Genomic DNA, 25,966 nt, shown 5'->3' with positions numbered 1-25,966 from the left:
CCGGCGCGGACGGCGTGCCCTGAGCACGCATGATCCGCGCCGGCCGGGTACGTGTGCGTGGGAGCCGCGTCGCGCGCCGCCGCACGGCGCGGGACGGTCGGACAACAGAGCAAGGAGGCACTGCCATGCCCATCGCGACGGTCAATCCCGCGAACGGCGAGACACTCAGGACATTCGACGCCCTGGACGAGCAGGAGACCGAGCGCAGGCTCACCGCCGCGCACCGGGCGTTCCGAAGCTACCGCACCACGGACTTCGCCCAGCGGGCCCGTCTGATGAACCGGGCCGCCGACCTCCTCGACGAGGACCAGCAGGACATCGCCCGCACCATGACCACCGAGATGGGCAAGCCGGTCAAGGCCGCCCGCGCCGAGGCCGCCAAGTGCGCCAAGGCGATGCGCTGGTACGCGGCCAACGCCGAACGCCTGCTGGCCGACGAGCACCCCGACGACACCGACGTCAAGGACTCCGGTGCCGAGCGGGCCCGGGTCCACTACCGGCCGCTGGGTGTCGTCCTCGCCGTGATGCCGTGGAACTTCCCGCTCTGGCAGGTCATGCGCTTCGCGGCGCCCGCGCTGATGGCGGGCAACACCGGTCTGCTGAAGCACGCCTCGAACGTGCCGCAGACCGCCCTGTACATCGAGGACCTGTTCACCCGGGCCGGATTCCCCGCCGGCTGCTTCCAGACCCTCCTCATCGGGTCGGGTGCCGTCGAGGCGGTCCTGCGCGACCCGCGGGTCGCCGCGGCGACCCTCACAGGCAGCGAACCGGCCGGGCGTGCCGTCGCCTCCGTCGCGGGTGACGAGGTGAAGAAGACCGTGCTGGAACTCGGCGGCAGCGATCCCTACCTGGTCCTGCCCTCGGCAGACGTCGAGAAGGCCGCCGCGACCGCGGTGACCGCCCGCGTCCAGAACAACGGCCAGTCCTGCATCGCGGCCAAGCGCTTCATCGTCCACGCCGACGTGTACGAAGCGTTCGCCGAAAGGTTCACGGCGGGGATGCGCGCCCTGTCCGTCGGCGACCCGCTGGAGGAGTCCACCGACGTGGGGCCGCTCTCCAGCGAACAGGGCCGCGCCGACCTGGAGGAGCTGGTCGAGGACGCCCTCGCCAAGGGCGCCACCGCGCTGTGCGGGGGCAAGCGGCCCGAGGGCCTGGACCGTGGCTGGTTCTACGCGCCCACCGTGCTCACCGGGATCACCCCGTCCATGCGCATCCACCGCGAGGAGACCTTCGGCCCGGTGGCGACGCTCTACCGGGTGGCGGACCTCGACGAGGCCGTGGAACTCGCCAACGACACCCCCTTCGGGCTCAGTTCCAACGTATGGACGCGTGATCAGCAGGAGATGGACCGCTGCGTCCGTGACCTGGAGGCCGGCGGGGTCTTCTTCAACGGCATGACGGCGTCCCACCCCGCGCTGCCGTTCGGCGGGGTGAAGCGCTCCGGCTACGGGCGGGAACTGGCAGGGCACGGCATCCGCGAGTTCTGCAACGCCACCACCGTCTGGTACGGCCCCGCCCCGGACGCACACTGAGTCCTGCCCAGGGAGACGCCTCATGACCGACGCCCGCACACCGCCCGCGACCGCACTGTCCGACACCGAGGTCGCGGCGCTCGACGCGCACTGGCGGGCCGCCAACTACCTGGCGGTCGGCCAGATCTACCTGATGGCCAACCCGCTCCTGGAGGAGCCGCTGGCCCCCGAGCACATCAAGCCCCGGCTGCTCGGCCACTGGGGCACCTCACCCGGGCTGAACCTGGTCCACACCCATCTCAACCGGGTCGTCAAGGAACGGAACCGGCAGGCGCTCTGCGTCTGGGGGCCCGGTCACGGCGGCCCCGCCGTCCTCGCCAACTCCTGGCTGGAGGGCAGCTACGCGGAGACGTATCCCGATGTCAGCCGGGACCGCGAAGGGATGGGCGCCCTCTTCAAGCAGTTCTCCTTCCCCGGTGGTGTGCCCAGCCACGTCGCCCCGGAGACCCCGGGCTCCATCCACGAGGGCGGCGAGCTGGGCTACGCGCTCACCCACGCCTACGGAGCCGCCTTCGACCACCCGGACCTCCTGGTCGCCTGCGTCGTCGGGGACGGCGAGGCGGAGACGGGGCCCCTCGCCGCGTCCTGGCACTCCAACAAATTCCTCGACCCCGTGCACGACGGGGCCGTCCTGCCGATCCTCCACCTCAACGGATACAAGATCGCCAACCCGACGGTGCTCGCGCGGCTGCCCGAGGACGAACTCGACGCGCTGCTGCGCGGATACGGCCACGACCCGCTCCACGTCGAGGGGGACGAGCCCGAAGCCGTCCACCGTGCCATGGCCGCCGCCATGGACCTCGCACTGGACCGCATCGGGGAGTACCAGCGAGCGGCCCGCGACGGGGGCGCGTCCGCGCGTCCTCGCTGGCCGATGATCGTGCTGCGCACCCCCAAGGGCTGGACCGGGCCCGAGGTGGTGGACGGGCTCCCCGTCGAGAACACCTGGCGTGCCCACCAGGTCCCCCTGCCCGGTGTCCGGGACAACCCCGACCACCTGCGCCAGCTCGAGGAGTGGATGCGCTCCTACCGGCCCCGCGAGCTCTTCGACTCCGAGGGCCGGCCCACCGCCCAGGTCCTGGACTGCGTGCCCGAGGGCGCGGCACGGCTCGGCTCGACGCCGTACGCCAACGGCGGGCTGCTCCTGCGTGATCTGCCGCTCCCTCCCCTGGAGCGCCACGCCGTGCGGGTCGACAAGCCGGGGACGGTCCTGCACGAGCCCACGCGGGTCCTGGGCGAGCTGCTCCAGGACGTCATGGCGGCCACGGCGGGCCGCAGGGACTTCCGGGTCGTGGGCCCCGACGAGACCGAGTCCAACCGCCTGGGCGCGCTCTACGGGGCGACCGGCAAGGCGTGGCAGGCGGAAATCCTTCCGACCGACGAGCACCTGGCCCGCGACGGCCGGGTGATGGAAGTGCTTTCGGAACACCTCTGCCAGGGCTGGCTGGAGGGATACCTCCTCACCGGACGGCACGGCCTGTTCTCCTCGTACGAGGCCTTCGCCCACATCGTCGACTCGATGGTCAACCAGCACATCAAGTGGCTGCGCACCTCGCGCCGGCTCCACTGGCGGGCGCCCGTCGCCTCGCTGAACTACCTGCTCACCTCGCACGTCTGGCGTCAGGACCACAACGGCTTCTCGCACCAGGACCCCGGCTTCGTCGACCACATCCTCAACAAGAGCCCCGAGGTCGTCCGGGTCTACCTGCCGCCGGACACCAACACCCTGCTGTCCACGGCTGATCACGTGCTGCGCAGCCGCGACTACGTCAACGTGATCGTCGCCGGCAAGCAGCCCGGCTTCGACTGGCTCACGCTCGACGAGGCCCGCGCGCACTGCGCGCGGGGGGCCGGGGTGTGGGAATGGGCCGGCACCGAGGACGGCAGCCGCGAGCCCGACGTCGTGCTGGGGTGCGCCGGGGACGTACCCACGCTGGAGACGATGGCCGCGGCCGGGCTGCTCAGGCAGCACCTCCCCGAACTGGCCGTGCGCGTGGTCAACGTCGTCGACATGACCCGGCTGCTGCCGCACGACGAGCACCCGCACGGGATGCCGGACGCGGAGTTCGACTCCGTGTTCACCCGGGACAAGCCGGTGATCTTCGCCTACCACGGCTATCCCTGGCTGGTGCACCGTCTCGCGTACCGGCGTGCGGTCCACGACCACCTGCACGTCCGGGGCTACAAGGAGGAGGGGACCACGACCACGCCGTTCGACATGGTGGTCCGCAACGATCTGGACCGGTACCGGCTGGTCATGGACGTGGTCGACCGGGTGCCCGGTCTGGGGGTCCGGGCCGTGGCCGTGCGTCAGGCGATGGCGGATGCCCGTACGCGCCACCACGACTGGATCCGGGAGCACGGAACGGACCTGCCCGAGGTGGCCGACTGGGTCTGGGAGGGCTGACCGGCGCGGCGGTGATCCCCCCGGACGCACTCCGGCCGGCCTGCGAGGAAGCAGGCCGGCCGGAGTGCGGTCGAGGGATGCTCAGCCGACGATCGTGCGCACGACGGGCGAGACGGCCCCGCCGCCGATGATCCGGAGGGCGTTCTCGCCCTTCATGCCCAGCTTCACGCGCAGGCTGTACTCGCCGCTGCCGAGGGTCTTCACCGTGGCGGGCAGGGACACCCAGCGCTTGCCCTGCTTCTGCTGCAGGGTGACGGAGGTGCCGGAACCGAGGTTGCGGGCGGAGCCGTGGATGCGGAACTCCTCCCACGCGGCGACGCTGCGTGCGGTCGCGTAGGCGGAGAGGGCCGGCCGGGACGCCAGGTCCTGAGCGCGCTCCCCGGACGGCGGCGCGGGAACACCGGAGGACGCCGCCGCCCCGCCCACCGCGCCGGCCAGTGCCACCGCTGTCAGCAGGGCTGCTGCCGAGGCGCGCCTGAATCGGTCCATGAATGGCTCTCCTTCGTGCACGACGTGATCAGCGAGATCAACGCGGTGTGATCGACTTCGGAGCGCCAAACCTAGACAGAATTCACATAATCCTCACGTAGGGACACGCGGTCAGAATCGAAGAACCGCTGCGAGCCGGTCGTGGCCCGCGAGGGAGCCGTCGGCGACGAACGACACCTCGCAGCCGTTGTCCAGGGCCGCTTCGACGAGCTCGTCGACGATGTCCTCGCGGACCTGGCCGTCCGTGGCCGACGTGACGTCCGGGCCCACCGGCACCAGATGCCCGTCGGTGACCCTGACCGTCTGCTCGAAGTGCTCCTCGACCGCCACCAGGCCCGCCCGACCCTCCCGGACGGCCTGCCACACCTCGTCGAGTCCGCCGGCGAACGAGCGGCTGCTGTGGGCGTTGTCGAGCCGCTCCCGGATCCGGGCGGCCGCCTGCTCGCGCCAGCCCTTCAGGGCCGGGCCCAGTTCCTTGAGCAGCTCGGGCACGGTCGTCTCCGCGGTCGTCCCCTTCGGGACCCTCCCGACGGCGGACTTCGCGCTCTCGCCCACCTCGTCGAGAAGGGAGAGCGCGGGCGGGAGGCCGACCACGAACAACGGGCGCGGGTCCGCCGCCAGGACCGTGCGCAGCTTCTCGTCGACCGTGCGCAGGAAGTTGCGCGCGTCCTCGCTGCTGTAGGTGCTCGGGGTGTCGCCGATCCGCTCCTCGCGCTGCGGGTTGGGCTCCTCGTGCGGGGCCGTGAGCGGGAATCCGCTCCTCTTCTCGGGGCGCAGGCCGTCGTTCGTGCCCGAGAACAGGGAGGCGTGCTCCGCGGAGAGGGCGAGGACCCAGAACAGCTGGGCTCCGGCCTTGGCGGCGACCAGGTTGCGGGTGAGGTAGCTGTCGCTCAGGACCACTCGTTCGGGTGCGGTGCGCGGCAGTTGCCAGATCTGGTACTCGTCGGTGTCGGCGAAGATGACCAGCGACTCCAGGGCGCGGCGCTGGTCCACCTCGGCCACCGCGCGGTCGAGCTGCGCCTTCACGGCGGCCCGGGCCTCGCCGGTCACGCGGGGGTCGGCGTCCAGTCTGCTGCCGGCCTCGGCCACGAGGTTCCGCAGGCGCACGGCGTCCTGGGCGTTGTCCGGCGCCCGGCGGTGCGTCGGCATCGTCAGGGACAGGGCCGGATAGGGCCTGGTCGCGCGAAGTCTCTGCAACAGGTCCGGCGTCAGGGCGTCCGTATCCATCGTTCCCTCCCGGAGGGCTCTGGGTCCGCGGTGCTGGATCCGCCCCGAGCTGCGGAGCGGGTCGTTCGACGAGTCAATTCATACCTTTCGATCCTAATATGGGCGAGTTATTCCCTTCTCTTGTGGAGGTGCGAGCCATGTCCACGCTCACTGTGTGGAAGTTCGGGACGGCCGAGGGCGCGGAGAGCGTGGAGACGGCGCTGAAGTCCCTCCAGAAGGAGGGGCTGGTCAAGATCCTCGACGCCGCCGTCGTGACCTGGCCGGCCGAGCGCTCCAAGCCGAGGACGAAGCAGCTGCTCAACCTCGTCGGTGCGGGCGCTCTGAGCGGCACCTTCTGGGGGATGCTCTTCGGGCTCATCTTCCTGATGCCGCTGCTGGGGGCGGCGATCGGCGCAGCGGCCGGGGCGCTCGGGGGACGGCTCGCCGACGTCGGCATCGACGACGAGTTCATCGCCGAGGTCAAGCAGAAGGTGACCCCCGGGACGTCGGCGCTGTTCCTGCTCACCATGGACGAGGTGCCCAGCCGCATCAGCGAGTCGCTGCCGGGCGGCGGAGCCGAACTGCTCCACAGCAACCTCGACACGGAGCGTGAGGCCAAGCTCCGCGACATCTTCGGCGACGAGGCGGAATGACGGCGGGGGAGGCCCTCCTCGCGGGTGCCGTGCGGGACCCGGCGGGCCGCCGGTGAGCGCGTCCGAGGCCGTCACGGACGCGCTGCGCGATCTCCACCGGCGCTTCGCCGGAGTGCGCGACGGCCGGCGGGCCGACTACATCCCGGAGTTGGCACTGTCCGATCCCGACGACTTCGGCCTCGCAGTGGTCAGCATGGACGGGCACGCCTACAGCGCGGGCGCGGCGGACACGCCCTTCACCCTGCAGTCGGTGTCCAAACCGTTCGTCTACGCCGCCGCGCTGGCCTCACTCGGACTCGACGAGGTGGGCCGCTGTGTGGGCGCCGAACCGAGCGGTGAGGCGTTCAACGCCATCAGTCTGGAACCCGGCACCGGCCGGCCCGCCAACGCGATGGTCAACGCAGGCGCCATCGTCACCACCGCCCTGGTCCCCGACACCCGTGAGGCTCCCGCGTTCGACCGCATCCTGACCTGCCTCAGCCGGTTCGCCGGGCGGAAGCTGGACGTCGACGAGGACGTGTACGGCTCCGAGGCCGCGAACGGCGACCGCAACCGGGCGCTCGCCTATCTGGTCCGGAGCACGAGGACGCTGCCGGTCGATCCGGTGGCCGCAGTGGACACCTACTTCCGGCAGTGTGCGGTGCGGGCCACCACCGTCGACCTCGCGGTGATGGCCGCCACCCTGGCCCACGGCGGGGTCAATCCCGTCACCGGGGAGAGGGTCGTGTCCCCGCAGGTGGCGGCACAGGTCCTCGCGGTCATGGCGACCTGCGGGATGTACGACGTCTCCGGCGACTGGCTGCTGAGGGTCGGACTGCCCGCCAAGAGCGGGGTGTCGGGCGGCCTGATCGCCGCCGGCCCTGCCCGCTTCGGTCTGGCCGCCTACAGCCCCCTGCTGGACACGGCGGGTACCTCGGTGCGCGGCCGTGCGGCGATCGGCGCGCTCTCGGAGCAACTCGGGCTCCACCTCATGAGGAACCCGGCGCTGCCCGGGTCCACCGTCACGCTGGTCACCACCGCCGACGCGCTGGCCTCGGCGCCGCCGGGCCTGCGGGAGCGCGTCCTGCGGGAACGCGTGGGCGTCGTCGCGGCCCAGGGCGCCCTCGACTTCACCGCCGCCGAGCGCGTGCTGTACGCCCTGGACGAGTCGGGCCCGGAGCAGGCCGGGCCGGTGGTGCTCGACCTGCGCGAGGTGACCGGCGTCGATCCCCTCGCCCTCGCGCTCCTGCACGCCGGTCTGTCCCGGCTCGCCCGGGAGGGGCGCCGTGCGGCGGTCGTCGATCCCGGCGCCCGTCTGGGCCCGCCGGACCTGGTCCGGGAGCGGACCGGCCAGGACCTGCCGCGCTTCGGCTCCCGCGAGGAGGCCGCCGCACACTGCACGGAGGTCATGGCAGGACCGGGCTGAGCCCTACCAGATGGCCTCGACCCACTCGGGGTGGTCGATGAACGGGTTCCGGTTGTGCTGGAACTGCTCGAATATGACCTCGTTGCGGTTCTGCTCGAAACTGTCCGGCGGGTCCTCCTGGCTCCACTGCTTCAGCACGGAGAGCCGTCCGATGTTCGGGGCCGATCCGTTGCTCACGCTGTCGTTCGGCTCCAGATCGGCGAAGGCGTCGTCGCCCTCGTACCGCACCGCCATGTAGAGGATCATCCGGGCGACATCACCCTTGACCGCGTCGCGCGGTTCGAAGGAGTCGCTGTCGGTGTAGTTGCCGGAGGCCCCCGGGACGGCGCTGCCGCCGTTGTCGAAGTCCTTGTTGCCGCGGACGGAGTTCACCTGGACGTCCTCGGGGCGCAGGTGGTGGATGTCGGTGCCGGGTCCGGTCGCGGTACCGAAGTCGCCGTGGGACTTGGCCCAGACGTGTTCCCGGTTCCAGTCGCCGGAGTCGCCGCCGTTCTCGCTCTTGGACTGCGAGCGGCCGGTGTAGAGGAGGATCACGTTGGAGGAGTTGGCCGGGTCCTCGTCGGTGGCCTTGAGGGCGTCCCACACCTGGCTGTAGGAGAGCGTGGTCTGGTCGCTGATGATCGTGTGCAGCGAGCTCTTGAGCGCGGTGCCGGTCTTGCCCAGGGCGTCCTGGTAGTAGGTGTCGTCGAGTGCGGCGACCGGCGACGCGGAGCCGGCGGCCGAGGGGGTGGCGGCGGGCGCGGTGGCGGCGACGCCGGTGAGAACGGCGATCGAGGCGGCGGTGGCGAGTAGTGGACGCGCGTAGAAACGGCGGCGAACGGACATGTGGGGTGTCCTCTCCGGAGCGGCGAAACGGTGTCGTGGTGGCCGGATACTGTCTGCTCGACCGGGAGCCTTCCACACGCACGGTGCCGGTAGTGTGAACGTTGCGTAGTCATCATGTGCAAGTCAAGTGACAGCTCTTCCGGGCCCATGGGGGCAACGGATGCGCGGACGCCGCCCCGGCGCGAGAATTGCCGCAAGGACGAGGAGGCGGTATGAGCGAAGAGTCCGAATCCGTATCCGTATCCGCGCCGGAGTCTCGGGGGGTGACCCCCGACCGCCTGCTGCACACCGGCGGCAACGATCAGCCCACCGCGGAGGACCTGGTGCTCGCCTCCGGGCGGGACCTGACTCCCGAGAGCCTCGAGTGGGCACGGCGCAGGCTGTCCGAGGAGGGCCGGTCGGCCATGGACAAGCGGCTCCCGTAGACCCGGGCGGCCTTCACGGGGTGGGGAGCGTGCGGGGCGCTCCCCGCCACTCGGTTAGCCTGAACGCAATATGAACCGTTTGACGACGTCACAGGGCGAATTCGATCTCGCCCGCTTTCCCGAGAACCCGCGCGACCCGCTCCGTGCGTGGGACGCCGCCGACGAGTACCTCCTGCGCCGGCTGGAAGGAGCGGAGGGGAGCGAGCCGGTCCCGCTCGCCGGCACCGTGGCCGTCGTCGGAGACCGCTGGGGCGCGCTCACCACGGCGCTCGCCGCGCACAGCCCCGTGCAGATCACCGACTCGTACCTCGCCCGGCGAGCCACCGAGGCCAACCTCGCGCGCAACGGCGCGGCAGCGGACTCGGTACGCGTACTCTCCGTGCGCGACACGCCGCCGGAGCGGGTCGACCTGCTGCTCGTACGGGTGCCCAAGAGCCTCGCGCTCCTGGAGGACCAGCTCCACCGGCTCGCGCCCGCCGTGCACGCCGGCACCGTCGTCATCGGTACCGGCATGGTGAAGGAGATCCACACCTCGACTCTCAAACTGTTCGAGCGGATCATCGGCCCCACCCGCACCTCCCTCGCGGTGAAGAAGGCGCGACTGATCTTCTGCACCCCGGATCCGGCCCTGCCCAGGACCCCCAGCCCGTGGCCCTACCACTACGACCTCCCCGACGACGTCGGCGCGGTCTCAGGCCGTACCGTCACCAACCACGCCGGGATCTTCTGCGCCGAACGCCTGGACATCGGGACCCGCTTCTTCCTGAAGCACCTCCCCGACCGGTCGGGGCCCGACCGCGTCGTCGACCTCGGATGCGGCAACGGCGTCGTCGGCACGTCCGCGGCCCTCGACAACCCCGATGCCGCCGTCACCTTCATCGACGAGTCCTACCAGGCCGTCGCCTCCGCCGAAGCGACCTTCCGCGACAACGCCGGGCCGGACGCCGAGGCTGAGTTCCTGGTCGGTGACGCGATGGGCGACGTGCCCCCGGGAAGCGTGGACCTCGTCCTCACCAACCCGCCGTTCCACTCGCACCAGGCGGTCACCGACGCCACCGCCCGGAACATGTTCCACGGGGCACGCTCCGCGCTGCGCCAGGGCGGGGAGCTGTGGGTCGTCGGCAACCGGCACCTGGGCTACCACACCCAGCTGCGCCGGATCTTCGGCAACTGCGTGACCGTCGCGGGTGACCCGAAGTTCGTGGTCCTGCGGGCCGTCAAGCGCTGACTCGCGCCGGGGAGGCCGTCCCGGTTCCGCGGGGAACGCCCGGGCGTTCGCTGCGGAACCGGCAGGCGCGGACGTACGGCCCGGTTCGGGGTATGCATGTTCCAACGCGTCCGGCCTCTGCTCGCCGCGGGCCCGCAGGCGTCCGACGTCGACGACTTCCTGCGCGACCCCCCGGTCCCCGCCCTGCTGGCGCCCGCGCGTACCCTGCTCCGGCGGCGGGTGGCCGCACTCGCCCACGACTCCCTGCCCGTGTACGCCCATGAGCTGTACGGCAGAGCCGCACCGTCCCGGGCGACGGTCGACCGCCGCCTGCGCACCGCGGGAACCGCCCTGCGCTGCATTCCCGCCCGCCTCCGCCGGCGCCTGCCGCCCGGGCACATCGTGAAGGCGATGGCCCGGCTCGGCCCGGCAGCCGACCCGCCCCGTACAAACTCCGCAGACAGGCAGCCATACTGGACGGGCCGGGGAGGGCGCGACAGCGGTAGCGGGCAGTGAAGCAGACGGGGGCGGCAACAGGCGATGGCGGACACCAGGCTGATCCAGAGCCGCTACCGGCTGCTCGACATGATCGGGCGCGGAGGCATGGGCGAGGTGTGGCGTGCGCGCGACGAATCGCTCGGCCGGCAGGTGGCCGTCAAGTGCCTGAAGCCGGTGGGCCCGCAGCACGACCAGAACTTCACCCGCATACTGCGCGAGCGCTTCCGCCGCGAGGCCCGGGTGGCCGCGGGGCTCCAGCACCGCGGAGTCACCGTCGTCCATGACTTCGGTGAGTCGGACGGCGTCCTGTACCTCGTCATGGAACTGCTGGAAGGACGTAACCTCAGCCAGCTCCTGGAGGACAACAAGCAGCACCCGCTGCCCGTGGACGACGTCGTCGACATCGCGGAGCAGGTGGCCGATGCCCTCGGCTACACGCACCGGCAGGGCATCGTGCACCGGGACCTCAAGCCCGCGAACATCATGCGGCTCAACGACGGGGCGGTGAAGATCTGCGACTTCGGCATCGCCAGGCTCGGCCGCGACATCGGCTTCACCTCCCGGCTCACCGGCACGGGCATCGCCATGGGAACCCCGCACTACATGTCGCCGGAGCAGATCAGCGGCGGGGAGGTCGACCACCGGAGCGACCTCTACTCGCTCGGCTGTGTGCTGTACGAGATCGCCACGGGCGTCCCGCCGTTCGACATGGACGATGCCTGGGCCGTGCTCGTCGGGCACCGCGACACCGTCCCCGAGCCGCCGCGCTCCCACCGTGCCGAGCTCCCGGGGTTCTTCGACGAGGTCGTCCTGGATCTCCTGGCCAAGACGCCGGCCGAGCGGCCGGCGGACGCCGGTGACCTGCGGCAGCGCATCGCGCTCGGGCGCACCGGCGAGCAGCCGGCGGCCGGGCGGGTCCGTCCTTCGCCGCCCGTGCCCGTCCGCCACCCCGGTGGCCGGGCGCCACAACTGCCCGCCTGGACCCGCGGCATGACCACCGGCCACAGGGTGAGCGGTACGGCGTACCCGGGTACGGCCGCCATCGAGCGGGCGGCCGCACTGACCGGGGCGTGGACGACCGGGGCCGGCCAGCCACTCACCGGCGGTTTCCCGCAGGCTGAGCCCGGGCGCCCCACCCCGGCGCCCGGACTGCCTGCCACCCCGGCACCCGGACTGCTCGCCACTCTGGCCGGACGGCACAGCGCGGGCCTCGACCTGGGCCGCCTGGGCCACTGGGAGGAGGCGGGCGACGTACACCGGGCGGTCGCCGCCGAACGCGAGCGCGCTCTCGGCCCCGACCACCCCGACACCCTCGCCAGCCGGTACGAGGTCGGATTCACCCTCAGCCGCACGGGACACCCCCTGGACGCGCTGCGGGAGTTCGGCCTGGTGGCCGACGGCCGCGAGCGCGCTCTGGGTCCCGACCACCCCGAGACCCTCGCCGCCCGCCAGGAGACGGCGTACGTCCTCGGCCAGCTCGGCCGCCACTTCGAGGCCCACCAGGTCTATGCCGCGGTGCTCGCCTCGCGGGAGCGTTCCATGGGCCCCGACCATCCCGACACCCTGCGCTGTCGCCACAACCTCGCCTTCAACCTCAGCAGGCTGGGCCGCCTGGAGGAGTCGTACCGCATGGCCCGCGAGGTGGCGGACGCCCGCAGCCGTCTGCTCGGCGCGGGACACCCGGACACCCTCGTCACGCTGTACGAAGTGGCTTACACACTCGGACGGCTGGACCGCTGGACCGAGGCCCTGCAGACCTACCGCGACGTGGCGCAGGCACGCGCCGCCGCTCTCGGCTCCGACCACCCCGACACCCTGTCCGCGCGCTACGAGGTGGGCATCAGCCTCGGCAGACTGGGCCGCAGCGCCGAGGCCCTGGAGCTGTACCGGGCGCTGGCCGGGGACCGCGCCCGCATCAGCGGTCCCGCCGACCCCGAGACCCTGCGCGCGCGGCACGGCCTCGGCGTCAACCTGGGCCGCATGGCGCGCTGGGACGAGGCGCTCGCCGAGTCGCGGGAGGTCTGCGCGATCCGCGAGCGCACCCTGGGGCCCGACCACCCGGACACGCTCGTCAGCCGTCGCGAGGTGGCCGTCGGGCTGGGCTGGCTCGGCCGCTGGGCCGACGCGCTCACCGACTACCGTACGGTCGCCGGGATCCGGGAACGGGTACTGGGCTCCGACCACCCCGACACTCTCGCGAGCCGCAACGACGAGGCGCACTGCCTGGAACAGCTCGGACGCGGCACGGAGGCGGTCGAAATCTACCGGCGGGTCGCCGACCTGAGGCGCCGGCGCGGGATGCCGCCGCACTGACCGTCGGGCCGGACCGCCCGTCAGGTCAGGCCGCCCCGCACCCGGTAGAGGTCACGCAGCAGCGCGATCTCCGCTCCGTGGTGCAGCAGCTCCTGGTTGACCCACCACACGATGTCCAGGAAGGGGTCCTCGGGATCGCTGCCGTACGGGTAGGTGCTGTACCCGACCGTGTCGAGCGCGGCGTCGTCCGCCCCGATCAGCGCCGCACGCCACGCGGCCGCCGAGGCTGCGAAGTCCGCGAGCGCCCCTTTGGCGCTCCCCGCCACGCGGTAGTCCTCCCTGGTCAGACCGTGGTCGCCCGCCGTGTGGTCGGCACGCAGGGTCAGCAGTTCGCTGAGGTGGCTCAGCCGCCACGCGAGGGTGGTGAAGGGCGGCGGCGAGGGGTGGGGGAAGGGTGCCGTGTCGCGCCCCCACTCGCCCGCACCCGTCAGGGATGCAGCGCCCGGCCCGGGCCCCGCGCTGTGACGACGCACCGACCAGCACACCGGCACCGGCTCCCACAGGTACTCCTCGTCGGTCAGCGCCGGGGCCTCCACGTCCGTGCCGTTGCCGCTGTCGACGAAGGGCCCCGCCAACCGGTTGGTCAGGCGTTCGCACGCCCAGTCGAACTGCTCGAGCAGCGGGGTCAGACGCGCGGGCGTGTCCATGGAATCTCCTGTGACGGGCGTGGAAGGACCTGCTCGGGCCAGCACCCTGCCACAGCGGGCTCCGGGCGGCCAACGGATTCCGGTGCCCGGCCCGTCCGCGGTGAGCCGGCACCTCTGTCCAGCAGCGATCGTCCCGTGCTAGGAAGAGGCATGCCCGCAGACGAGACGGCCCCACCCGGCAGGCCCGCGCACGCCGCCTACGACACCGTGATCGTCGGGGGAGGCCACAACGGCCTGGTCGCCGCCGCCTACCTCGCCCGCGCCGGACGGTCCGTGCTCGTCCTGGAACGTCTCGGCAGCACCGGGGGAGCGGCCGTCTCGACCCGGCCCTTCGACGGGATCGACGCCCGGCTCTCCCGCTACTCCTACCTCGTCTCGCTCCTCCCGCGGAAGATCGTCCGTGAGCTCGGCCTCGACTTCGCCGTACGGAAGCGCACGGTCTCCTCGTACACCCCGACGACGCGCGGAGGCCGGCCGGCCGGGCTGCTCGTCGGGGGTGACGGCACCCGGGACTCCTTCGCCGCCCTGACCGGGGACGACCGGGAGTTCGACGCCTGGCAGCGCTTCTACGGGATGACGGGGCGGGTCGCCGAGCGCGTGTTCCCGACCCTCACCGAACCGCTGCCGGCCCGCGGTGAACTGCGGGCACGCGTGGACGACGCGGAGGCCTGGCGCCTGCTGTTCGAAGAGCCGATCGGTGTCGCCGTCGAGGAGAACTTCGCCGACGACCTCGTCCGCGGAGTCGTGCTCACCGACGCGCTGATCGGCACCTTCGCCGACGCCCACGACCCGTCCCTCGTCCAGAACCGCTGCTTCCTCTACCACGTGATCGGCAATTCCACGGGTGACTGGGACGTCCCGGTCGGCGGCATGGGAGCGCTCACCGACGCCCTGGCCGCGGCGGCCCGCTCGGCCGGCGCCGAGATCCGTGTCCTGCACGAGGCGACCCGCATCGAGACCGACGGAACCCGCGCCGAGGTCACCGTCCGCTCACCCGACGGCGAACACGTCGTCGGCGCGGCCCAGGTCCTGGTCAACGCCTCGCCCCAGGCCCTGTCCGCACTCCTCGGCGAGGAGCCGCCCGCCCCCGCCGAAGGGGCCCAGCTCAAGGTGAACATGCTGCTCACGCGGCTGCCGAAGCTCCGTGACCGCACGGTGGACCCGCACCGGGCCTTCGCCGGGACGTTCCACATCGCCGAGGGGTACGAGCAGCTGGCCACCGCATACCGTGAGGCGTCGGCCGGACGGCTGCCCGGGTCACCACCCTCCGAGATCTACTGCCACTCCCTGACCGACCCGTCGATCCTCGGTCCCGACCTCGTGGCCCGCGGCTACCAGACCCTCACGCTCTTCGGACTGCACACCCCCGCCCGGCTCTTCACGGCGGACAACGAGGCGACGCGCGCCCGCCTCCTCGAAGCCACCCTGGCCGAACTCGACGCCCATCTGGACGAGCCGGTCGCCGACTGCCTGGCCCTCGACTCCGAAGGACGGCCCTGCATCGAGGCGAAGACCCCCCTCGACCTGGAGCGGGACCTGAGGCTGCCCGGCGGCCACATCTTCCACCGGGACCTCTCCTTCCCCTACGCCACCGGGGAGACGGGGCGATGGGGTGTGGAGACGGCCCACGCCAACGTGCTGCTGTCCGGAGCGGGCGCGGTGCGCGGCGGCGGGGTCAGCGGGGTGCCCGGCCACAACGCCGCCATGGCGGCGCTGGGCCGGTGACCACGGGCCTGAGAGGCCCGAGAGGACCCAGAACGCGTCGAAGTCGGCGGGTTCCTCGGGTTCCGGCCGGTACGCGCGCAGCCGCTCCAGGGGCATGTCGAACAGCAAGGGTCCAGCTCCTCTTCAGGGTCAGGGTGAGGGTCGCGCCGTGCAGGCCGGCGGAATCGGCGGTGATCCGGAGCCCCCGGCCCGTGACGGCGGCGCGGATCCCGGGGTCAGCGGCGGCGACCGTCAGACCGGGCCGGGCGAGGTCGAGAACCACCGAGGACCGCAGCTGTGTCGGGTCGGAGAGAGCCACCGTGACCGTCCTGCCGTCTCCTCGCCGACGGGGTGAGCTGTGTGGTTCTCTGCTCCTCGCTGCCCTCGCTCGACCACATGGCGCCGCTGCTCAGCAGGGGACTGAAGATGGTGGCCTTCGACCGGACCGCGCAGGCGGGTGACCCGTCGTCACTGGCCAGCATCAGTGTGGACAACGCGATGGGCGCGGAGCTTGCCACCCGTCACCTGGTCGAGCTGGGCCACCGCAGGCTCGCCTTCGTCTCGGGCTCCGTCAACAGCGTGAACCGGCGCGAGCGGTTGAGCGGGTTCCGGTCGGCCCTGGAGGCGGCCGGTCTCGACCCGGCCGACGCCATCGTCTGGCCCGGCGCGGACACCACCGAGTTCGGGGACAAGGACGCGGCGGAGCTGGGCCGGAACGCGGCCAGGGAGCTCCTGTCCCGGCCCGACCCGCCCACCGGCTTCGTCGCGATCAACGACATGTGCGCGATCGGGATCTGCCGGGGCGCCAGGGATGCCGGGCGCGGCGCGGGAAAGGACGTGTCGGTGGTCGGCTTCGACGACATCGCGCTCGCCGACCTCTTCGAGCCACCGCTCACCACGGTCCGCCAGCCGCTGCCGGAGATGGCCGCGGAGACCTTCCAGCAGCTGACGGCCCGGATCGACTCCGCGCCCGCAGCCGGGCGCTCCCTGCTCATCAGGCCCCGGCTGGTCGTGCGCGAGTCGACGGCACCCGCGCCGGTGCCGGCCGTGTCCGGTGTACCGGCCGGCGCCGCGGCTCCGGCGGCTGCCGCCACTCCGGCGCTGGCGGCCACGGGAGCCGGTGGCCGAGCGGCCGGCTGACGGGACACGACGACGCTCCGCCCCGCCCGGCCGGCTGACCGGCGGGGCGGGGCGGAGCGCTTCGGAGGACGGGGTGCACGAGTGCGGGTTCGTCGCACCCCGTCCCGTCCGGCCGGAGACAGGGCGGGCGGGGTGCGGGCCCCGCCGTGTCCTGTACCGCCGGGAGCCGGAGCGGGCTGGGGCTGCTCAGGAGGCCGTGCAGGTGCCGACGACGGGTGCCGCCGTGTTGCCGTTCGTCGTGACGGTGAATCCGAAACTCGTCGAGGCGCCTGCCGCCAGTGTTCCGTTCCAGGCGGGCTTGACCGTCATCACGCCGCCCGAGGTGGTGGGTGTGCCGTTCCAGACGGCGGAGACCGACTGGGGCGACGGGATGGTCACCGGGACCGACCAGCTGGTGATGCCCGCGCTGCCGGCCTTGACGGTCACCTGCCCGTTGTACCCGCCGTTCCACGTCGAGGTCTGGGTGTACGTCGCGGTGCAGGCGCCGGTGCTCCCGCCGCCGTCCTCGCCGCCGTTGTCACCACCTCCGCTCGATCCGCCGAGCGCGGCGAGCACCGCGTCGTAGGCGGGCTTCTTGTTGTAGTCGCCGTCGAAGAGCAGCGGAGTGCCGCTGCTGCGCCACGAGTACTTGTCCGTGACACCCCAGACCGTGATGCCCGTGCACCGCGTGACGGCCAGGCAGGCGTTCACCACCTTGGTGTAGTTCGCGGCCTGCGCCGACCCGGAACCCTCGATGTCCAGCTCGGTGATCTGTACGTCGACACCGAGATCGGCGAAGCGCTGCAGGTTGGCCTGGAAGTCGGACGGGACGGGCGAGTTGCTGTTGAAGTGGGACTGGAAGCCCACGCAGTCGATCGGGACACCGCGCGCCTTGAAGTCCTTCACCATGGCGTAGACCGCGTTGCTCTTCGCGTTCTGACCGTCGGTGTTGTAGTCGTTGTAGCAGAGCTTTGCACCGGCATCGACCGTACGGGCGGTACGGAACGCCTCCTCGATGAAGCCGCTGCCGAGCTTGTCCTGGAACGGCGAACTGCGCCGGGCCCCGCTGCTGCCGTCCTGGTACGCCTCGTTCACCACGTCCCACGAGTTGATCTTGCCCTTGTAGTGGGTCATCACCTGGGTGATGTGGTTGTTCATCGCCGAGCGGAGATCGGTGGCACCCAGGCCGCTCACCCAGCCGGGAAGCTGTGAGTGCCACACGAGCGTGTGACCCCGGACCTTCATGCCCTTGGTCTGGGCGTGGCTGACGATCTGGTCGGCGGCGGAGAAGCTGAACGAGTTGCGGGAGCTCTCGACCGCGTCCCACTTCATCTCGTTCTCGGGTGTGACCGAGTCGAACTGGGCGTCCAGCGTGGAGGCGTACGCCGCTTCGCCGAGGTGGTTGGCCGCCACCGCCGTGCCGAAGTAGCGACCCTTGGCAGCCGCCGCGTCACCGAGCGCACCGGCGGCCTCGGCACTGCCGGCGAGAGCGACGACACCTGCTGCGGCGAGTGCGCCGGCGGTGACGAGTGACAGAGCCCGTCGCGCGCGGGCCGGCAGCTTCGGGCGGGTGGGGACTCCGCCGGGGGAATTCTGGACCATCACGTATTCCAGCCTCTTCTTCCGGTTGCCGGGCGGTTCGGACTGGTCGCCCGGGCAGGGGGATGCGGACCGTTCGAGGTGCTGTGCAGCCGTCGTCGGACGCCCCCGGGGGCATCCGTGCCGACGGGAGGGCGAGCTGTGGAACAAGGGGAGCGAGGGAGAGTATGCGCGTAACAGGAAGTCGCGTCAACGCTGCATTTCCGAAACATTTCCGAGTGAACAAGCGCTCATCTGAAGGGAGTTGAGGGCTCTACCTGCGTAGATGGTGCGCTGCTGGTGACGTGCGGTCGCTATGCGTCGTAGATCCGCGTCATCACATTCGAGTGCGGCGAAAGTTTCGGAAGTCCTTCGGGGCGGTTGAACGGGAAGCGCGAGGCACGCGACCGCCGCGGTTTCCGCCGTGCCGGAGCCCGGCATCGGCAGCCTCGGTCCCGCGCTGAGCAGCGTCCCCGCCGGGCTCGACCACCACCGTGCCCACGTGGAGCGGGGACGCTCCAGTCGCCCTTGCTCAAGATCCGCCGGGCGCTGCCCCAGGGCCTGTCCGGTGGATCTTGTGACCGTATCGGTCTCGGGTCGTCGGCATGAGCATGGGCGCCTCCGCCGGCGCCAGAGCAAATACACCGTCCCCGACTCGAAGAACCGGGGAACCGGGGAACCGGGGAACCGGGGAACCGGGGAACCGGTGGGCCGACCGCCGACGCCGGGGCAGCGAAGGCGGTCGACCCGCCGGCTTCAACAGGACGATCTGCGGGCGGAGGCGCGAAGTTGAGCGACCGATCGATGCCCTCAAGGACTTCCGGGCCGTGGCCACGAGGTCCGACAAACGCCTCCACGTCTTCCACGGCACGGTTCGCCCTCGCCTCGATCAGACTCCGCCCCCGATGCCAGGCAGAAGCTGAACGCCGGTCTGCCCGTCGACGAGTTCACGTACGACATCGAGGTGACTGTCGTGGCGGGAAATCTCATCGATGAGGTGGAGGACCGCAGGTGGCTGATCAGCCCGCACATCGTCATCAACGGTGAATTCGGGAGCGGTTCCTTACGGGCGTCTTCCTCGGACACGCCCTCGCACTTGGCCCGCGCCGTGTCACGGGCGTGATCCAGGAAGGTGGCCAGCTGCGTACGCTCGTCCCACGCGGGGGTGTATCGGTTCGTTGTGTCATCGCAGGTGAGGCTCCACAGCTCGGGGCCGGTGTCGCGTGATTCGGAAGCCGTGCAGGCAGGCGTGCAGCCACCGCCCAGGGCCGGCACGGCCCGCAAGACCCGCCGGACAGAACCTAGTAGCCCTCCTTCCGCAGCCCCGAACGGTAGAGACGGTTCATCACCAGGCGCAACAACCGGGTCATCCCCGGGATCCCCGTGATGGCCTTGAGCAGGAATGCGGGGGGACCGCCCTCGGCGTCGGCCGACCGGGCGGCGAGATGTTCTCCTGCCAGCGCCATCAGGTCCGGCACCGTGCCACGGTCTGGGTGAGCCTCCGGGGTCCACAGCCGTGAGCGCGCCACTGCATCGTTCTCCGTCACCTCGGCGTGCTCGACCTCGATGAGCAGCGCCAGATGCGGGGGCACCCCGCGCAGTGCCATCGTCTCCAGCAGCGCGGGATCGTCGGTGATCGTGCCGCGGCCGTGGACGTGCAGCACACCACTGCGCCCCGGAACGAGCGCGGCGAACGAAAGCCGCTCGTCCTGCAGCAGGTTGTGGAGCGTGTCGGCGCGCCTGTTGCCCTTCCTGTCCGGCATGACGAGCGTGCGGCCGTCCAGGATCCGCGCCACCGACTGCCGGTCCCCGCGCGGACTCGTGTCGCTCCCGCCGGACGAGTCCCACGTGGACAGTGCGAGGAACGGTGCCGCGCCGAGGAACTCGGCGACGCCGGGCCGGCACAGGGGGCCGGCACCGGCGATCCCGGCGTCGGCCGGGCCGGGCGGGGTGGGCGGCTTCCACAGGCGGGACCGGAGGACGGCCTGTGCGCAATGGACATAGGCCTCCTCGATGTCGACGATCACCCTCCGTTCCTTCCGCGCGGTCACCGAACCGTTGACGCGCAGGATCTCTCCGACGCCCGGCAGCAGGAAGAAGCAGGAGACCGGACCGTGCGGGTCGCCGGACCCGGGCAGTTCGAACGAAACGCGCGTGGGCGAGTGGACGCGTGCGAATCCCGGGGCGCCGCCGATGAACGTCGTCCTGCTGGTGCCCTCGGCGTCCCGGTAGCCGAGGGCTGCTACCGGACACCGGGCGAGGACGGCCCGGCAGCCCTCGTCGAGGGCGCTGACCTGCTTGAGCAGGACCACCGGGGCAGGACGGCCGACGATCGTCTCGACCTCGTCCGCCGTCGTCAGCCGTCGCGGGGTGTTCGACAGGTCTGTCTGCTGCACAGAAGTTTCCTCTCAGGCGGGAGCGGACCGGCCCAGACGCCAGTAACCGATGAACGAGATGTCGCGCTTGGGTACGCCCCGGTCGTCGACCAGATGCCGCCGCACCGACGTCGCCAGCCCGGACTCGCCCGCTACCCATGTGTAGAAGCGGCCGGACGGCAGCGTCGCGCGGCGTCCCGCCTCCAGTGCCAGGGTGCCGGGCCGCAGATCTGCGTCGTCACGGCTCAACCAGTCGATACGGACACCGGCGGGCGCCTCCACGGGCCGGATGTCGGCCGCGGCAGCCACCTCCAGGTAGACGTCCGTGGGCGGCAGCTGTGTCCCGTCGAGGATCGACAGGATGGCGGGCAGAGCGGTCTCGTCACCGACCAGCAGTTGCGCCTCGGCGTGCTCGGGCAGCCGGTACGTGGTGCCGATGTCGAAGATCCCGGCCGGATCGCCCGGCTCGGCCCGGCGCACCCAGGACGACATGGGCGAGTCACCGTGCAGGGCGAACTCGATGTCGATCTCGTCGTCCGCGCGCCGCGCGCGCCGGATCGTCAGGTTGCGGACCCACGGGCGGGCCGATTTCGGTACCAGCAGCAACTGGGCGATCCATGCCTCGTTCGAGAGGGTCGGCATGCGCAATCCGGTCTGTCCCTCGCGGGGGAAGAACAGGCGGACCGCCTGGTCCCTGCCTGCGACTTCCAGGTCCCGCACGGCGGGGCCGCCGAGGGTGACGCTCGCGAAGCCCGGCGTGAGGAACGCGCGGCGGCGCACCTCCAGCGTGATCATCGTGCGTGACCCGGGTAGGTACACCTTGGGGATCACGACCCGCCCCTCACATCGGGCGATGACTTGTCTTCGCAGCTCATGGCACTATTCTGAGCAATAACTCATCTCTTTGGCTACTCGCTTTCCACGCACCGAGGAGGGCCTCCGGATGCCGCCGGCCGACCGCCGTCTCCAAGCACGTCGCAAGCCTCGCCAGGCGCGAGCCGAGCTCACCCGCGAGCGCATCCTCACTGCCGCTGCTCACGTTTTCGCGGAGTACGGCTACGCCGCCGGCACCACCAACCGCATCGCCGAACGTGCCCGCATCTCCATCGGCTCGCTGTACCAGTACTTCCCGAACAAGGACGCCGTCCTCGCGGAGCTGGTGGTACGGCATCTCGACCGCGGCACCTGGCCACAGGCCGACCGGCTCGATCTGTCAGCCGGGACACTGGAAGCTACGGTGCGGGCACTGGTCGGTGACGCGATCGAAAACCACCGCGACGATCCACAGCTGCTACGGATCATGATCGAGGAGGCGACGCTCTCGCAGGAGCTGCTCGACACCATCGACCGGCACGGAAGGAACCGCGTCGGTCAGGTGCGTGACCTCCTCGCCCGGCACCCGGACGTCCGCGTGCGTGACCTCGACACCGCGGCCGAGCTGATCGTGTTCACCGTGGAGCTGAACACGCACAAGCTCATGGCCGACCCGCAGACCATCCCGGTCGAGACGTTCGAGAGCGAACTGGTCGACATGGTCACGCGCTACCTGCGTGGCGATCGGTAGCCGCCCGCTTGCGCCGCGACGCAGACGCGTTCGTCCGTCGAGGCCGGGGGGATCGAAGTCCCCCCTTCGGGCACCACGCCGTGCGGCCTGCCACGTGTTCCGCCGACGCGGGGACGGGTCGGGTGCGGATCCCGACCCGCCGCTCACCACGCCTCCTCACCGGGTGTCCCTGGAGCAGGTCCCCCTCCGGGGCTCGTCCTTCCGCTCCAGGGCTCGTCCTCCGCCCGGCCCGGTCAGTCGAGGGAAGGTGTCCAGCCCGTCGCCTCTACGCGTCGGGCGTCACCCGGCCTTCGCTCGTCGAAGAGCGAGCGGCCGCCGTCCTCGACCCGGATGCCGTCCACGTACACTCCGCGCCCGACGTACAACTGGTCGGTGGTGTAGCGCCATCGCAGCCGCGCCTCCGCACCCCGCAGCGTGCTCAGGTCAGCCTCCATCCGGTGCCAGAGGCGTCCCGAATAGCCCGAGACCGAACCGTCCGGATGGGGGCGGGACTCCCGGGGGTGCTCACCCTCCTTCGGTACCGTGGTGAATGCCAGGGGCTGCCACGTCGTTCCGGAGTCCGACGAGGCCTCCAACAGGAGGGCATCCGAAGCAGGCTCGGTGTCCCACCAGAAGTCGCAGCTCAGCAACGGACGCGGGGACACGAGGCGCAGTGCGGGCAGCGTGAGCGTCGCGGTGGCGGCGCTCGTCATGCCGGAGAACCAGGCGGTGCCGCCCCTGGCCGGGCGGACGGGTACCGCGCGCGCCATGCGGTTGGCCGTGGCCACCCGCGGTGCGCTGCCCGAGCGCCAGTTGCGCACCGGGTGGACGGAATTGCCCAGGACGATCAGGAAGGAGTCCGTCGTCGGGTCGAGGACGAGACTGGTGCCGGTGAAGCCCGTGTGGCCCGCCGTGCGCGGGGTGGCCATCGCGCCCATGTACCAGTGCTGGTAGAGCTCGAAGCCGAGACCGTGCTCGTCGCCGGGGAACGCGGTGTTGAAGTCGGTGAACAACAGCTCCACGGATTCCTCGGACAGGATCCGGGACCTGCCGTACGTTCCTCCGTTCAGCAGGGTGCGAGCCAGGACGGCCAGGTCCCAGGCGCAGGAGAAGACGCCGGCGTGGCCCGCGATCCCGCCCAGGCTGTACGCGTTCTCGTCGTGGACCTCGCCATGGATCATCCCGCGCTCCAGTCCCGACCAGGGCAGCCGGGCGTCCTCGGTAGCGGCGATCTTCGGTTTCCATGACGCGGGCGGGTTGTACCGGGTGCGGTGCATCCCGAGCGGAGCGGTGATCTCGTCGCGGAGCAGGACGTCCTGGGTGCGGCCGGTGATCTTCTCCAGGATCAGCTGCAGCGAGATGAGGTTGAGGTCGGAGTAGAGGTACTTCGTACCTGGAGCCGAGGACGGAATCTCGTCCCAGATCAGACGAAGCTTCCCCTCCCGGGTCGGCTCCTTGTAGAGGGGGATCCAGGCCCGGAAGCCCGAGGTGTGCGTGAGCAGCTGACGGACGGTGACGTCCTGCTTGCCACCGCCCGCGAAGTCGGGGAGATAGGAGGCGACCCGGGCCTCGAGCTCCAGCGCGCCGCGCTCGATCTGCTGCACGGCGAGGATCGAGGTGAACAGCTTGGACACCGAGGCCAGGTCGAAGACCGTGTCCTCGGCCATCGCGATCTGCTGGTCCGGAGGCAACTCCACCCCGGTGTCGGTCTTCTCGTCGTACGCCGAGTAGCGCACGGCCTTCCCGATCGGCCGGTGCAGCGCCACGGTCCCGCCCCGGCCCGCGAGCAGGACCGCGCCCGCGTACCAGGGGTGCGTGGGGGAGTCGGCGAGGTACTTCTCCGCGTCGGTGACGAGCTGGCCGAGCTGGTCCGCCAGCAGTCCGGCGCGCGCCGCCGTTCCGCGGCGCAGTGTCGGCCGGCTCCGCTCTGATCCCATGCCCGTCCCGGTTCCCGATGCCGGGGCCCCGCCGCCGGACGGCTCCGTGCCCCGACCGGCGCCGACCGCCGCTCCCGCTGCCCCGGCGAAGGGAATCGGTGCGAGGGCGAGTGCCCCGCCCAGCGCCAGTATCCCGCCGCCCAGCCTCCGACGGCTCATTCCTCGGTCCGACACGTCTCCGGCCATCCGGAACCCTTCCCCTCACGTCGAAAGCACCTGCGCGAAAGTAACTTTCGAAATCTCGTACGGTGATGAAACTTCCTGCCGAGGCAGAGGTTACTGTCACGGCCGCCGCTCGCGGGAGGTCCTTGCGGAACAAGAAACTGAAAGCCCGTCAGGCGCGGGCCTGCCGGGACGACCGGAAGGCGGCCCGGCCCCGGGGCACGCCGGGGCACCCCGTGGCCGGCGTCCGACACAGCCGCTCCGGGCCCTTGACCCCCGGCGGTCCGCCGCACAGGATCACGCCATGACAGGTGCACGCAGCAGCACAGTGGACGGCGTCGTGACGCGCAGCGCACGGCGCACCCCGGGACGGACCGCGGTTCGGTACGCCGAGCGGTCCTGGACCTACGCCGCCCTGGACGAGGCGGTCAGTACGGCGGCCGCTGTGCTGACCGACACACACGGGCTGGGCCCCGGCGACCGGGTGGCTTCCTACGCCCACAACTCCGACGCGTACCTGATCGCCTATCTGGCGTGCGCCCGGGCCGGACTGGTCCATGTGCCGGTCAACCAGAACCTCACCGGCGAGGACCTGGCGTACATCCTCGGCCAGTCGGGGAGCGCCCTCGTGCTCACCGACCCCGGCCTCGCCCCACGCGTCCCCGACGGCCACGCCGTACGAGCGCTGCGCGACGCGCCGGACTCCCTCCTCGCCGAACTGGACACGCCGCGCCCCTTCACCCCCGTACGCGAACCCGGCGCCGACGACCTGGTCCAACTGCTCTACACCTCCGGCACGACCGCCCAGCCCAAGGGCGCGATGATGACCCACGGAGCGCTGGTCCACGAGTACGTCAGCGCCGTCACCGCGCTCGACCTGCGCGCCACCGACCGGCCGGTCCACTCGCTCCCCCTCTACCATTCCGCGCAGATGCATGTGTTCCTGCTGCCCTACCTCGCGGTGGGCGCCGAGAACACGATCCTCGACGCCCCGGACGCCGGACGGATCTTCGACCTGGTCGAAGAGGGCAGGGCGGACAGCCTCTTCGCGCCGCCGACCGTCTGGATCGGGCTCGCCAACCACCCGGACTTCCCCAGTCGCCGGCTCGGCGGACTGCGCAAGGCGTACTACGGCGCGTCGATCATGCCCGTGCCCGTTCTGGAGCGCTTGCGCGAGAGGCTGCCGGACCTGGCGTTCTACAACTGCTTCGGCCAGAGCGAGATCGGCCCCCTCGCCACCGTCCTCGGTCCCGACGAGCACGAAGGGCGGATGGACTCCTGCGGGAGGCCCGTGCTCTTCGTCGAGGCGAAGGTGGTCGACGAGCACGGTGAGGAGGTGCCCGACGGCACGGCGGGTGAAGTGGTCTACCGATCCCCTCAGCTGTGCCAGGGCTACTGGGACAAACCCGAGGAGAGCGCGGAGGCGTTCCGTGACGGCTGGTTCCACTCCGGCGACCTCGCCGTGCGCGACCCCGAGGGCTACTTCACCGTCGTCGACCGTGTGAAGGACGTCATCAACTCGGGAGGAGTGCTCGTCGCCTCCCGGCAGGTGGAGGATGCCCTCTACACCCACCCCGCGGTGGCCGAGGCGGCGGTGGTGGGACTGCCCGACGCGCGCTGGATCGAGGCCGTCACCGCGATCGTGGTGCTCCGGGGGGAGGCGTCGGAACCCGAGCTCATCGAGCACGCCCGGAAGAGACTCGCCCACTTCAAGGCCCCCAAGAGGGTCCTGTTCGTCGGTGAACTCCCACGCAATGCCAGCGGCAAGATCCTCAAACGGGAGCTGCGGGACCAGTTCTCCTGACGGCCACGGGGCGAGCGTCGCGGGGGAACAGGGGGCCCGGGCCGGCGGATGCCCCGCCGAGTGCGGCCGTCGCGGCGCCGGGGGTGGGGTCTGTCCGCCGGGGGCGGTGGACCGGCCTCCTCCGACGGTCCGCCGCC

Annotated in this window: 18 protein-coding genes and 5 pseudogenes; 13 read left to right on the top strand and 10 right to left on the bottom strand. The window is 71.4% G+C overall.

The window, feature by feature from the left end; all coding sequences use genetic code 11:
* Positions 1 to 125 precede the first annotated feature (125 nt).
* Complete coding sequence (locus ACFUNE_RS12770; RefSeq protein WP_383565668.1) at positions 126 to 1,532, top strand: NADP-dependent succinic semialdehyde dehydrogenase; 1,407 nt, start codon at positions 126 to 128, stop codon at positions 1,530 to 1,532.
* A gap of 22 nt (positions 1,533 to 1,554) precedes the next feature.
* Positions 1,555 to 3,939, top strand: a complete 2,385-nt coding sequence (locus tag ACFUNE_RS12765) for a phosphoketolase (RefSeq protein WP_383565666.1) — start codon at positions 1,555 to 1,557, stop codon at positions 3,937 to 3,939.
* An 81-nt stretch (positions 3,940 to 4,020) separates the two neighbouring features.
* Here the strand turns inward: ACFUNE_RS12765 and ACFUNE_RS12760 are convergent, their stop codons facing one another.
* Together ACFUNE_RS12760 and ACFUNE_RS12755 are read right to left on the bottom strand one after the other, a co-directional pair.
* Positions 4,021 to 4,428: a hypothetical protein gene (locus ACFUNE_RS12760; RefSeq protein ID WP_383565664.1), complete on the bottom strand. Its 408-nt coding sequence runs from the start codon at positions 4,426 to 4,428 to the stop codon at positions 4,021 to 4,023.
* 111 nt (positions 4,429 to 4,539) lie between these two features.
* Complete coding sequence (locus tag ACFUNE_RS12755) at positions 4,540 to 5,655, bottom strand: chemotaxis protein (RefSeq protein ID WP_383565663.1); 1,116 nt, start codon at positions 5,653 to 5,655, stop codon at positions 4,540 to 4,542.
* A 137-nt stretch (positions 5,656 to 5,792) separates the two neighbouring features.
* Here ACFUNE_RS12755 and ACFUNE_RS12750 point away from each other — a divergent pair, with 137 nt between their 5' ends.
* Together ACFUNE_RS12750 and glsA are read left to right on the top strand one after the other, a co-directional pair.
* Entirely contained in the window at positions 5,793 to 6,287 is a 495-nt protein-coding gene (locus tag ACFUNE_RS12750; RefSeq protein ID WP_383565661.1) for a DUF1269 domain-containing protein, read from the top strand.
* A 52-nt stretch (positions 6,288 to 6,339) separates the two neighbouring features.
* Complete coding sequence (gene glsA / locus ACFUNE_RS12745; RefSeq protein WP_383565659.1) at positions 6,340 to 7,692, top strand: glutaminase A; 1,353 nt, start codon at positions 6,340 to 6,342, stop codon at positions 7,690 to 7,692.
* Positions 7,693 to 7,695: 3 nt separating this feature from the next.
* On the opposite strand, the gene ACFUNE_RS12740 is transcribed toward glsA, so the two are convergent.
* Positions 7,696 to 8,517, bottom strand: coding sequence for an endonuclease I family protein (locus tag ACFUNE_RS12740; RefSeq protein ID WP_383565657.1), 822 nt, complete (start codon positions 8,515 to 8,517; stop codon positions 7,696 to 7,698).
* Positions 8,518 to 8,729: 212 nt separating this feature from the next.
* On the opposite strand from ACFUNE_RS12740, the gene ACFUNE_RS12735 reads away from it, so the two are divergent.
* The 4 genes and pseudogenes from ACFUNE_RS12735 (at position 8,730) to ACFUNE_RS12720 (ending at position 12,960) form a co-directional block, all read left to right on the top strand.
* On the top strand, positions 8,730 to 8,942 hold the full coding sequence (locus ACFUNE_RS12735; protein ID WP_383565655.1) for a hypothetical protein: 213 nt from the start codon (positions 8,730 to 8,732) through the stop codon (positions 8,940 to 8,942).
* A gap of 70 nt (positions 8,943 to 9,012) precedes the next feature.
* On the top strand, positions 9,013 to 10,170 hold the full coding sequence (locus ACFUNE_RS12730) for a methyltransferase (protein WP_383565653.1): 1,158 nt from the start codon (positions 9,013 to 9,015) through the stop codon (positions 10,168 to 10,170).
* Between the two features lie 99 nt (positions 10,171 to 10,269).
* Positions 10,270 to 10,655, top strand: a pseudogene (locus tag ACFUNE_RS12725) (DUF2236 domain-containing protein); the annotation flags it as partial.
* A gap of 34 nt (positions 10,656 to 10,689) precedes the next feature.
* Positions 10,690 to 12,960, top strand: coding sequence for a tetratricopeptide repeat protein (locus ACFUNE_RS12720; protein ID WP_383565651.1), 2,271 nt, complete (start codon positions 10,690 to 10,692; stop codon positions 12,958 to 12,960).
* 20 nt (positions 12,961 to 12,980) lie between these two features.
* Here the strand turns inward: ACFUNE_RS12720 and ACFUNE_RS12715 are convergent, their stop codons facing one another.
* Positions 12,981 to 13,607, bottom strand: a complete 627-nt coding sequence (locus ACFUNE_RS12715; protein WP_383565649.1) for a DinB family protein — start codon at positions 13,605 to 13,607, stop codon at positions 12,981 to 12,983.
* 150 nt (positions 13,608 to 13,757) lie between these two features.
* Here ACFUNE_RS12715 and ACFUNE_RS12710 point away from each other — a divergent pair, with 150 nt between their 5' ends.
* On the top strand, positions 13,758 to 15,332 hold the full coding sequence (locus tag ACFUNE_RS12710; RefSeq protein ID WP_383565647.1) for a phytoene desaturase family protein: 1,575 nt from the start codon (positions 13,758 to 13,760) through the stop codon (positions 15,330 to 15,332).
* A gap of 39 nt (positions 15,333 to 15,371) precedes the next feature.
* On the opposite strand, the pseudogene ACFUNE_RS12705 reads toward ACFUNE_RS12710, so the two are convergent.
* Positions 15,372 to 15,428 (bottom strand): annotated as a pseudogene (locus ACFUNE_RS12705) (hypothetical protein); the annotation flags it as partial.
* 231 nt (positions 15,429 to 15,659) lie between these two features.
* Here ACFUNE_RS12705 and ACFUNE_RS12700 point away from each other — a divergent pair.
* Positions 15,660 to 16,451, top strand: a pseudogene (locus ACFUNE_RS12700) (LacI family DNA-binding transcriptional regulator); the annotation flags it as partial.
* 186 nt (positions 16,452 to 16,637) lie between these two features.
* Here the strand turns inward: ACFUNE_RS12700 and ACFUNE_RS12695 are convergent.
* Positions 16,638 to 18,032, bottom strand: coding sequence for an endo-1,4-beta-xylanase (locus ACFUNE_RS12695; RefSeq protein WP_383565645.1), 1,395 nt, complete (start codon positions 18,030 to 18,032; stop codon positions 16,638 to 16,640).
* Positions 18,033 to 18,700: 668 nt separating this feature from the next.
* On the opposite strand from ACFUNE_RS12695, the pseudogene ACFUNE_RS12690 reads away from it, so the two are divergent.
* A pseudogene (locus ACFUNE_RS12690) lies at positions 18,701 to 18,931 on the top strand (hypothetical protein); the annotation flags it as partial.
* A gap of 82 nt (positions 18,932 to 19,013) precedes the next feature.
* Here the strand turns inward: ACFUNE_RS12690 and ACFUNE_RS12685 are convergent.
* The 3 genes and pseudogenes from ACFUNE_RS12685 to ACFUNE_RS12675 form a co-directional block, all read right to left on the bottom strand.
* A pseudogene (locus ACFUNE_RS12685) lies at positions 19,014 to 19,195 on the bottom strand (DUF664 domain-containing protein); the annotation flags it as partial.
* Positions 19,196 to 19,309: 114 nt separating this feature from the next.
* Positions 19,310 to 20,404 (bottom strand): pyridoxamine 5'-phosphate oxidase family protein, encoded by a 1,095-nt coding sequence (locus ACFUNE_RS12680; protein WP_383565643.1) that lies wholly within the window; start codon positions 20,402 to 20,404, stop codon positions 19,310 to 19,312.
* 12 nt (positions 20,405 to 20,416) lie between these two features.
* Positions 20,417 to 21,214, bottom strand: coding sequence for a siderophore-interacting protein (locus ACFUNE_RS12675; RefSeq protein WP_383565641.1), 798 nt, complete (start codon positions 21,212 to 21,214; stop codon positions 20,417 to 20,419).
* A gap of 112 nt (positions 21,215 to 21,326) precedes the next feature.
* Between ACFUNE_RS12675 and ACFUNE_RS12670 the strand changes: the two genes are divergently transcribed.
* On the top strand, positions 21,327 to 21,947 hold the full coding sequence (locus ACFUNE_RS12670; protein WP_383565639.1) for a TetR/AcrR family transcriptional regulator: 621 nt from the start codon (positions 21,327 to 21,329) through the stop codon (positions 21,945 to 21,947).
* 233 nt (positions 21,948 to 22,180) lie between these two features.
* Here the strand turns inward: ACFUNE_RS12670 and ACFUNE_RS12665 are convergent, their stop codons facing one another.
* Positions 22,181 to 24,049 (bottom strand): serine hydrolase, encoded by a 1,869-nt coding sequence (locus ACFUNE_RS12665; protein ID WP_383565637.1) that lies wholly within the window; start codon positions 24,047 to 24,049, stop codon positions 22,181 to 22,183.
* A 280-nt stretch (positions 24,050 to 24,329) separates the two neighbouring features.
* On the opposite strand from ACFUNE_RS12665, the gene ACFUNE_RS12660 reads away from it, so the two are divergent.
* Positions 24,330 to 25,829, top strand: a complete 1,500-nt coding sequence (locus ACFUNE_RS12660) for an acyl-CoA synthetase (protein WP_383565635.1) — start codon at positions 24,330 to 24,332, stop codon at positions 25,827 to 25,829.
* Positions 25,830 to 25,966: the final 137 nt, after the last annotated feature.

Origin of the sequence: Streptomyces sp. NPDC057287 (assembly GCF_042667905.1) — a bacterium.
In the GTDB taxonomy this organism is placed as follows: Bacteria; Actinomycetota; Actinomycetes; order Streptomycetales; family Streptomycetaceae; genus Streptomyces.
Note: the sequence above shows the minus strand (reverse complement) of the source record. Positions and strands in the feature narration are given on the sequence as shown.

What these genes read in the sequence shown, in the direction of transcription:
- ACFUNE_RS12770 (WP_383565668.1), top strand. Translation starts at nt 126, where the DNA reads ATGCCCATCGCGACGGTCAATCCCGCGAACGGCGAGACACTCAGGACA.
- ACFUNE_RS12765 (WP_383565666.1), top strand. Translation starts at nt 1,555, where the DNA reads ATGACCGACGCCCGCACACCGCCCGCGACCGCACTGTCCGACACCGAG.
- ACFUNE_RS12760 (WP_383565664.1), bottom strand. Translation starts at nt 4,428, where the DNA reads ATGGACCGATTCAGGCGCGCCTCGGCAGCAGCCCTGCTGACAGCGGTG.
- ACFUNE_RS12755 (WP_383565663.1), bottom strand. Translation starts at nt 5,655, where the DNA reads ATGGATACGGACGCCCTGACGCCGGACCTGTTGCAGAGACTTCGCGCG.
- ACFUNE_RS12750 (WP_383565661.1), top strand. Translation starts at nt 5,793, where the DNA reads ATGTCCACGCTCACTGTGTGGAAGTTCGGGACGGCCGAGGGCGCGGAG.
- ACFUNE_RS12740 (WP_383565657.1), bottom strand. Translation starts at nt 8,517, where the DNA reads ATGTCCGTTCGCCGCCGTTTCTACGCGCGTCCACTACTCGCCACCGCC.
- ACFUNE_RS12735 (WP_383565655.1), top strand. Translation starts at nt 8,730, where the DNA reads ATGAGCGAAGAGTCCGAATCCGTATCCGTATCCGCGCCGGAGTCTCGG.
- ACFUNE_RS12730 (WP_383565653.1), top strand. Translation starts at nt 9,013, where the DNA reads ATGAACCGTTTGACGACGTCACAGGGCGAATTCGATCTCGCCCGCTTT.
- ACFUNE_RS12720 (WP_383565651.1), top strand. Translation starts at nt 10,690, where the DNA reads ATGGCGGACACCAGGCTGATCCAGAGCCGCTACCGGCTGCTCGACATG.
- ACFUNE_RS12715 (WP_383565649.1), bottom strand. Translation starts at nt 13,607, where the DNA reads ATGGACACGCCCGCGCGTCTGACCCCGCTGCTCGAGCAGTTCGACTGG.
- ACFUNE_RS12710 (WP_383565647.1), top strand. Translation starts at nt 13,758, where the DNA reads ATGCCCGCAGACGAGACGGCCCCACCCGGCAGGCCCGCGCACGCCGCC.
- ACFUNE_RS12695 (WP_383565645.1), bottom strand. Translation starts at nt 18,032, where the DNA reads ATGGTCCAGAATTCCCCCGGCGGAGTCCCCACCCGCCCGAAGCTGCCG.
- ACFUNE_RS12670 (WP_383565639.1), top strand. Translation starts at nt 21,327, where the DNA reads ATGCCGCCGGCCGACCGCCGTCTCCAAGCACGTCGCAAGCCTCGCCAG.
- ACFUNE_RS12665 (WP_383565637.1), bottom strand. Translation starts at nt 24,049, where the DNA reads ATGGCCGGAGACGTGTCGGACCGAGGAATGAGCCGTCGGAGGCTGGGC.
- ACFUNE_RS12660 (WP_383565635.1), top strand. Translation starts at nt 24,330, where the DNA reads ATGACAGGTGCACGCAGCAGCACAGTGGACGGCGTCGTGACGCGCAGC.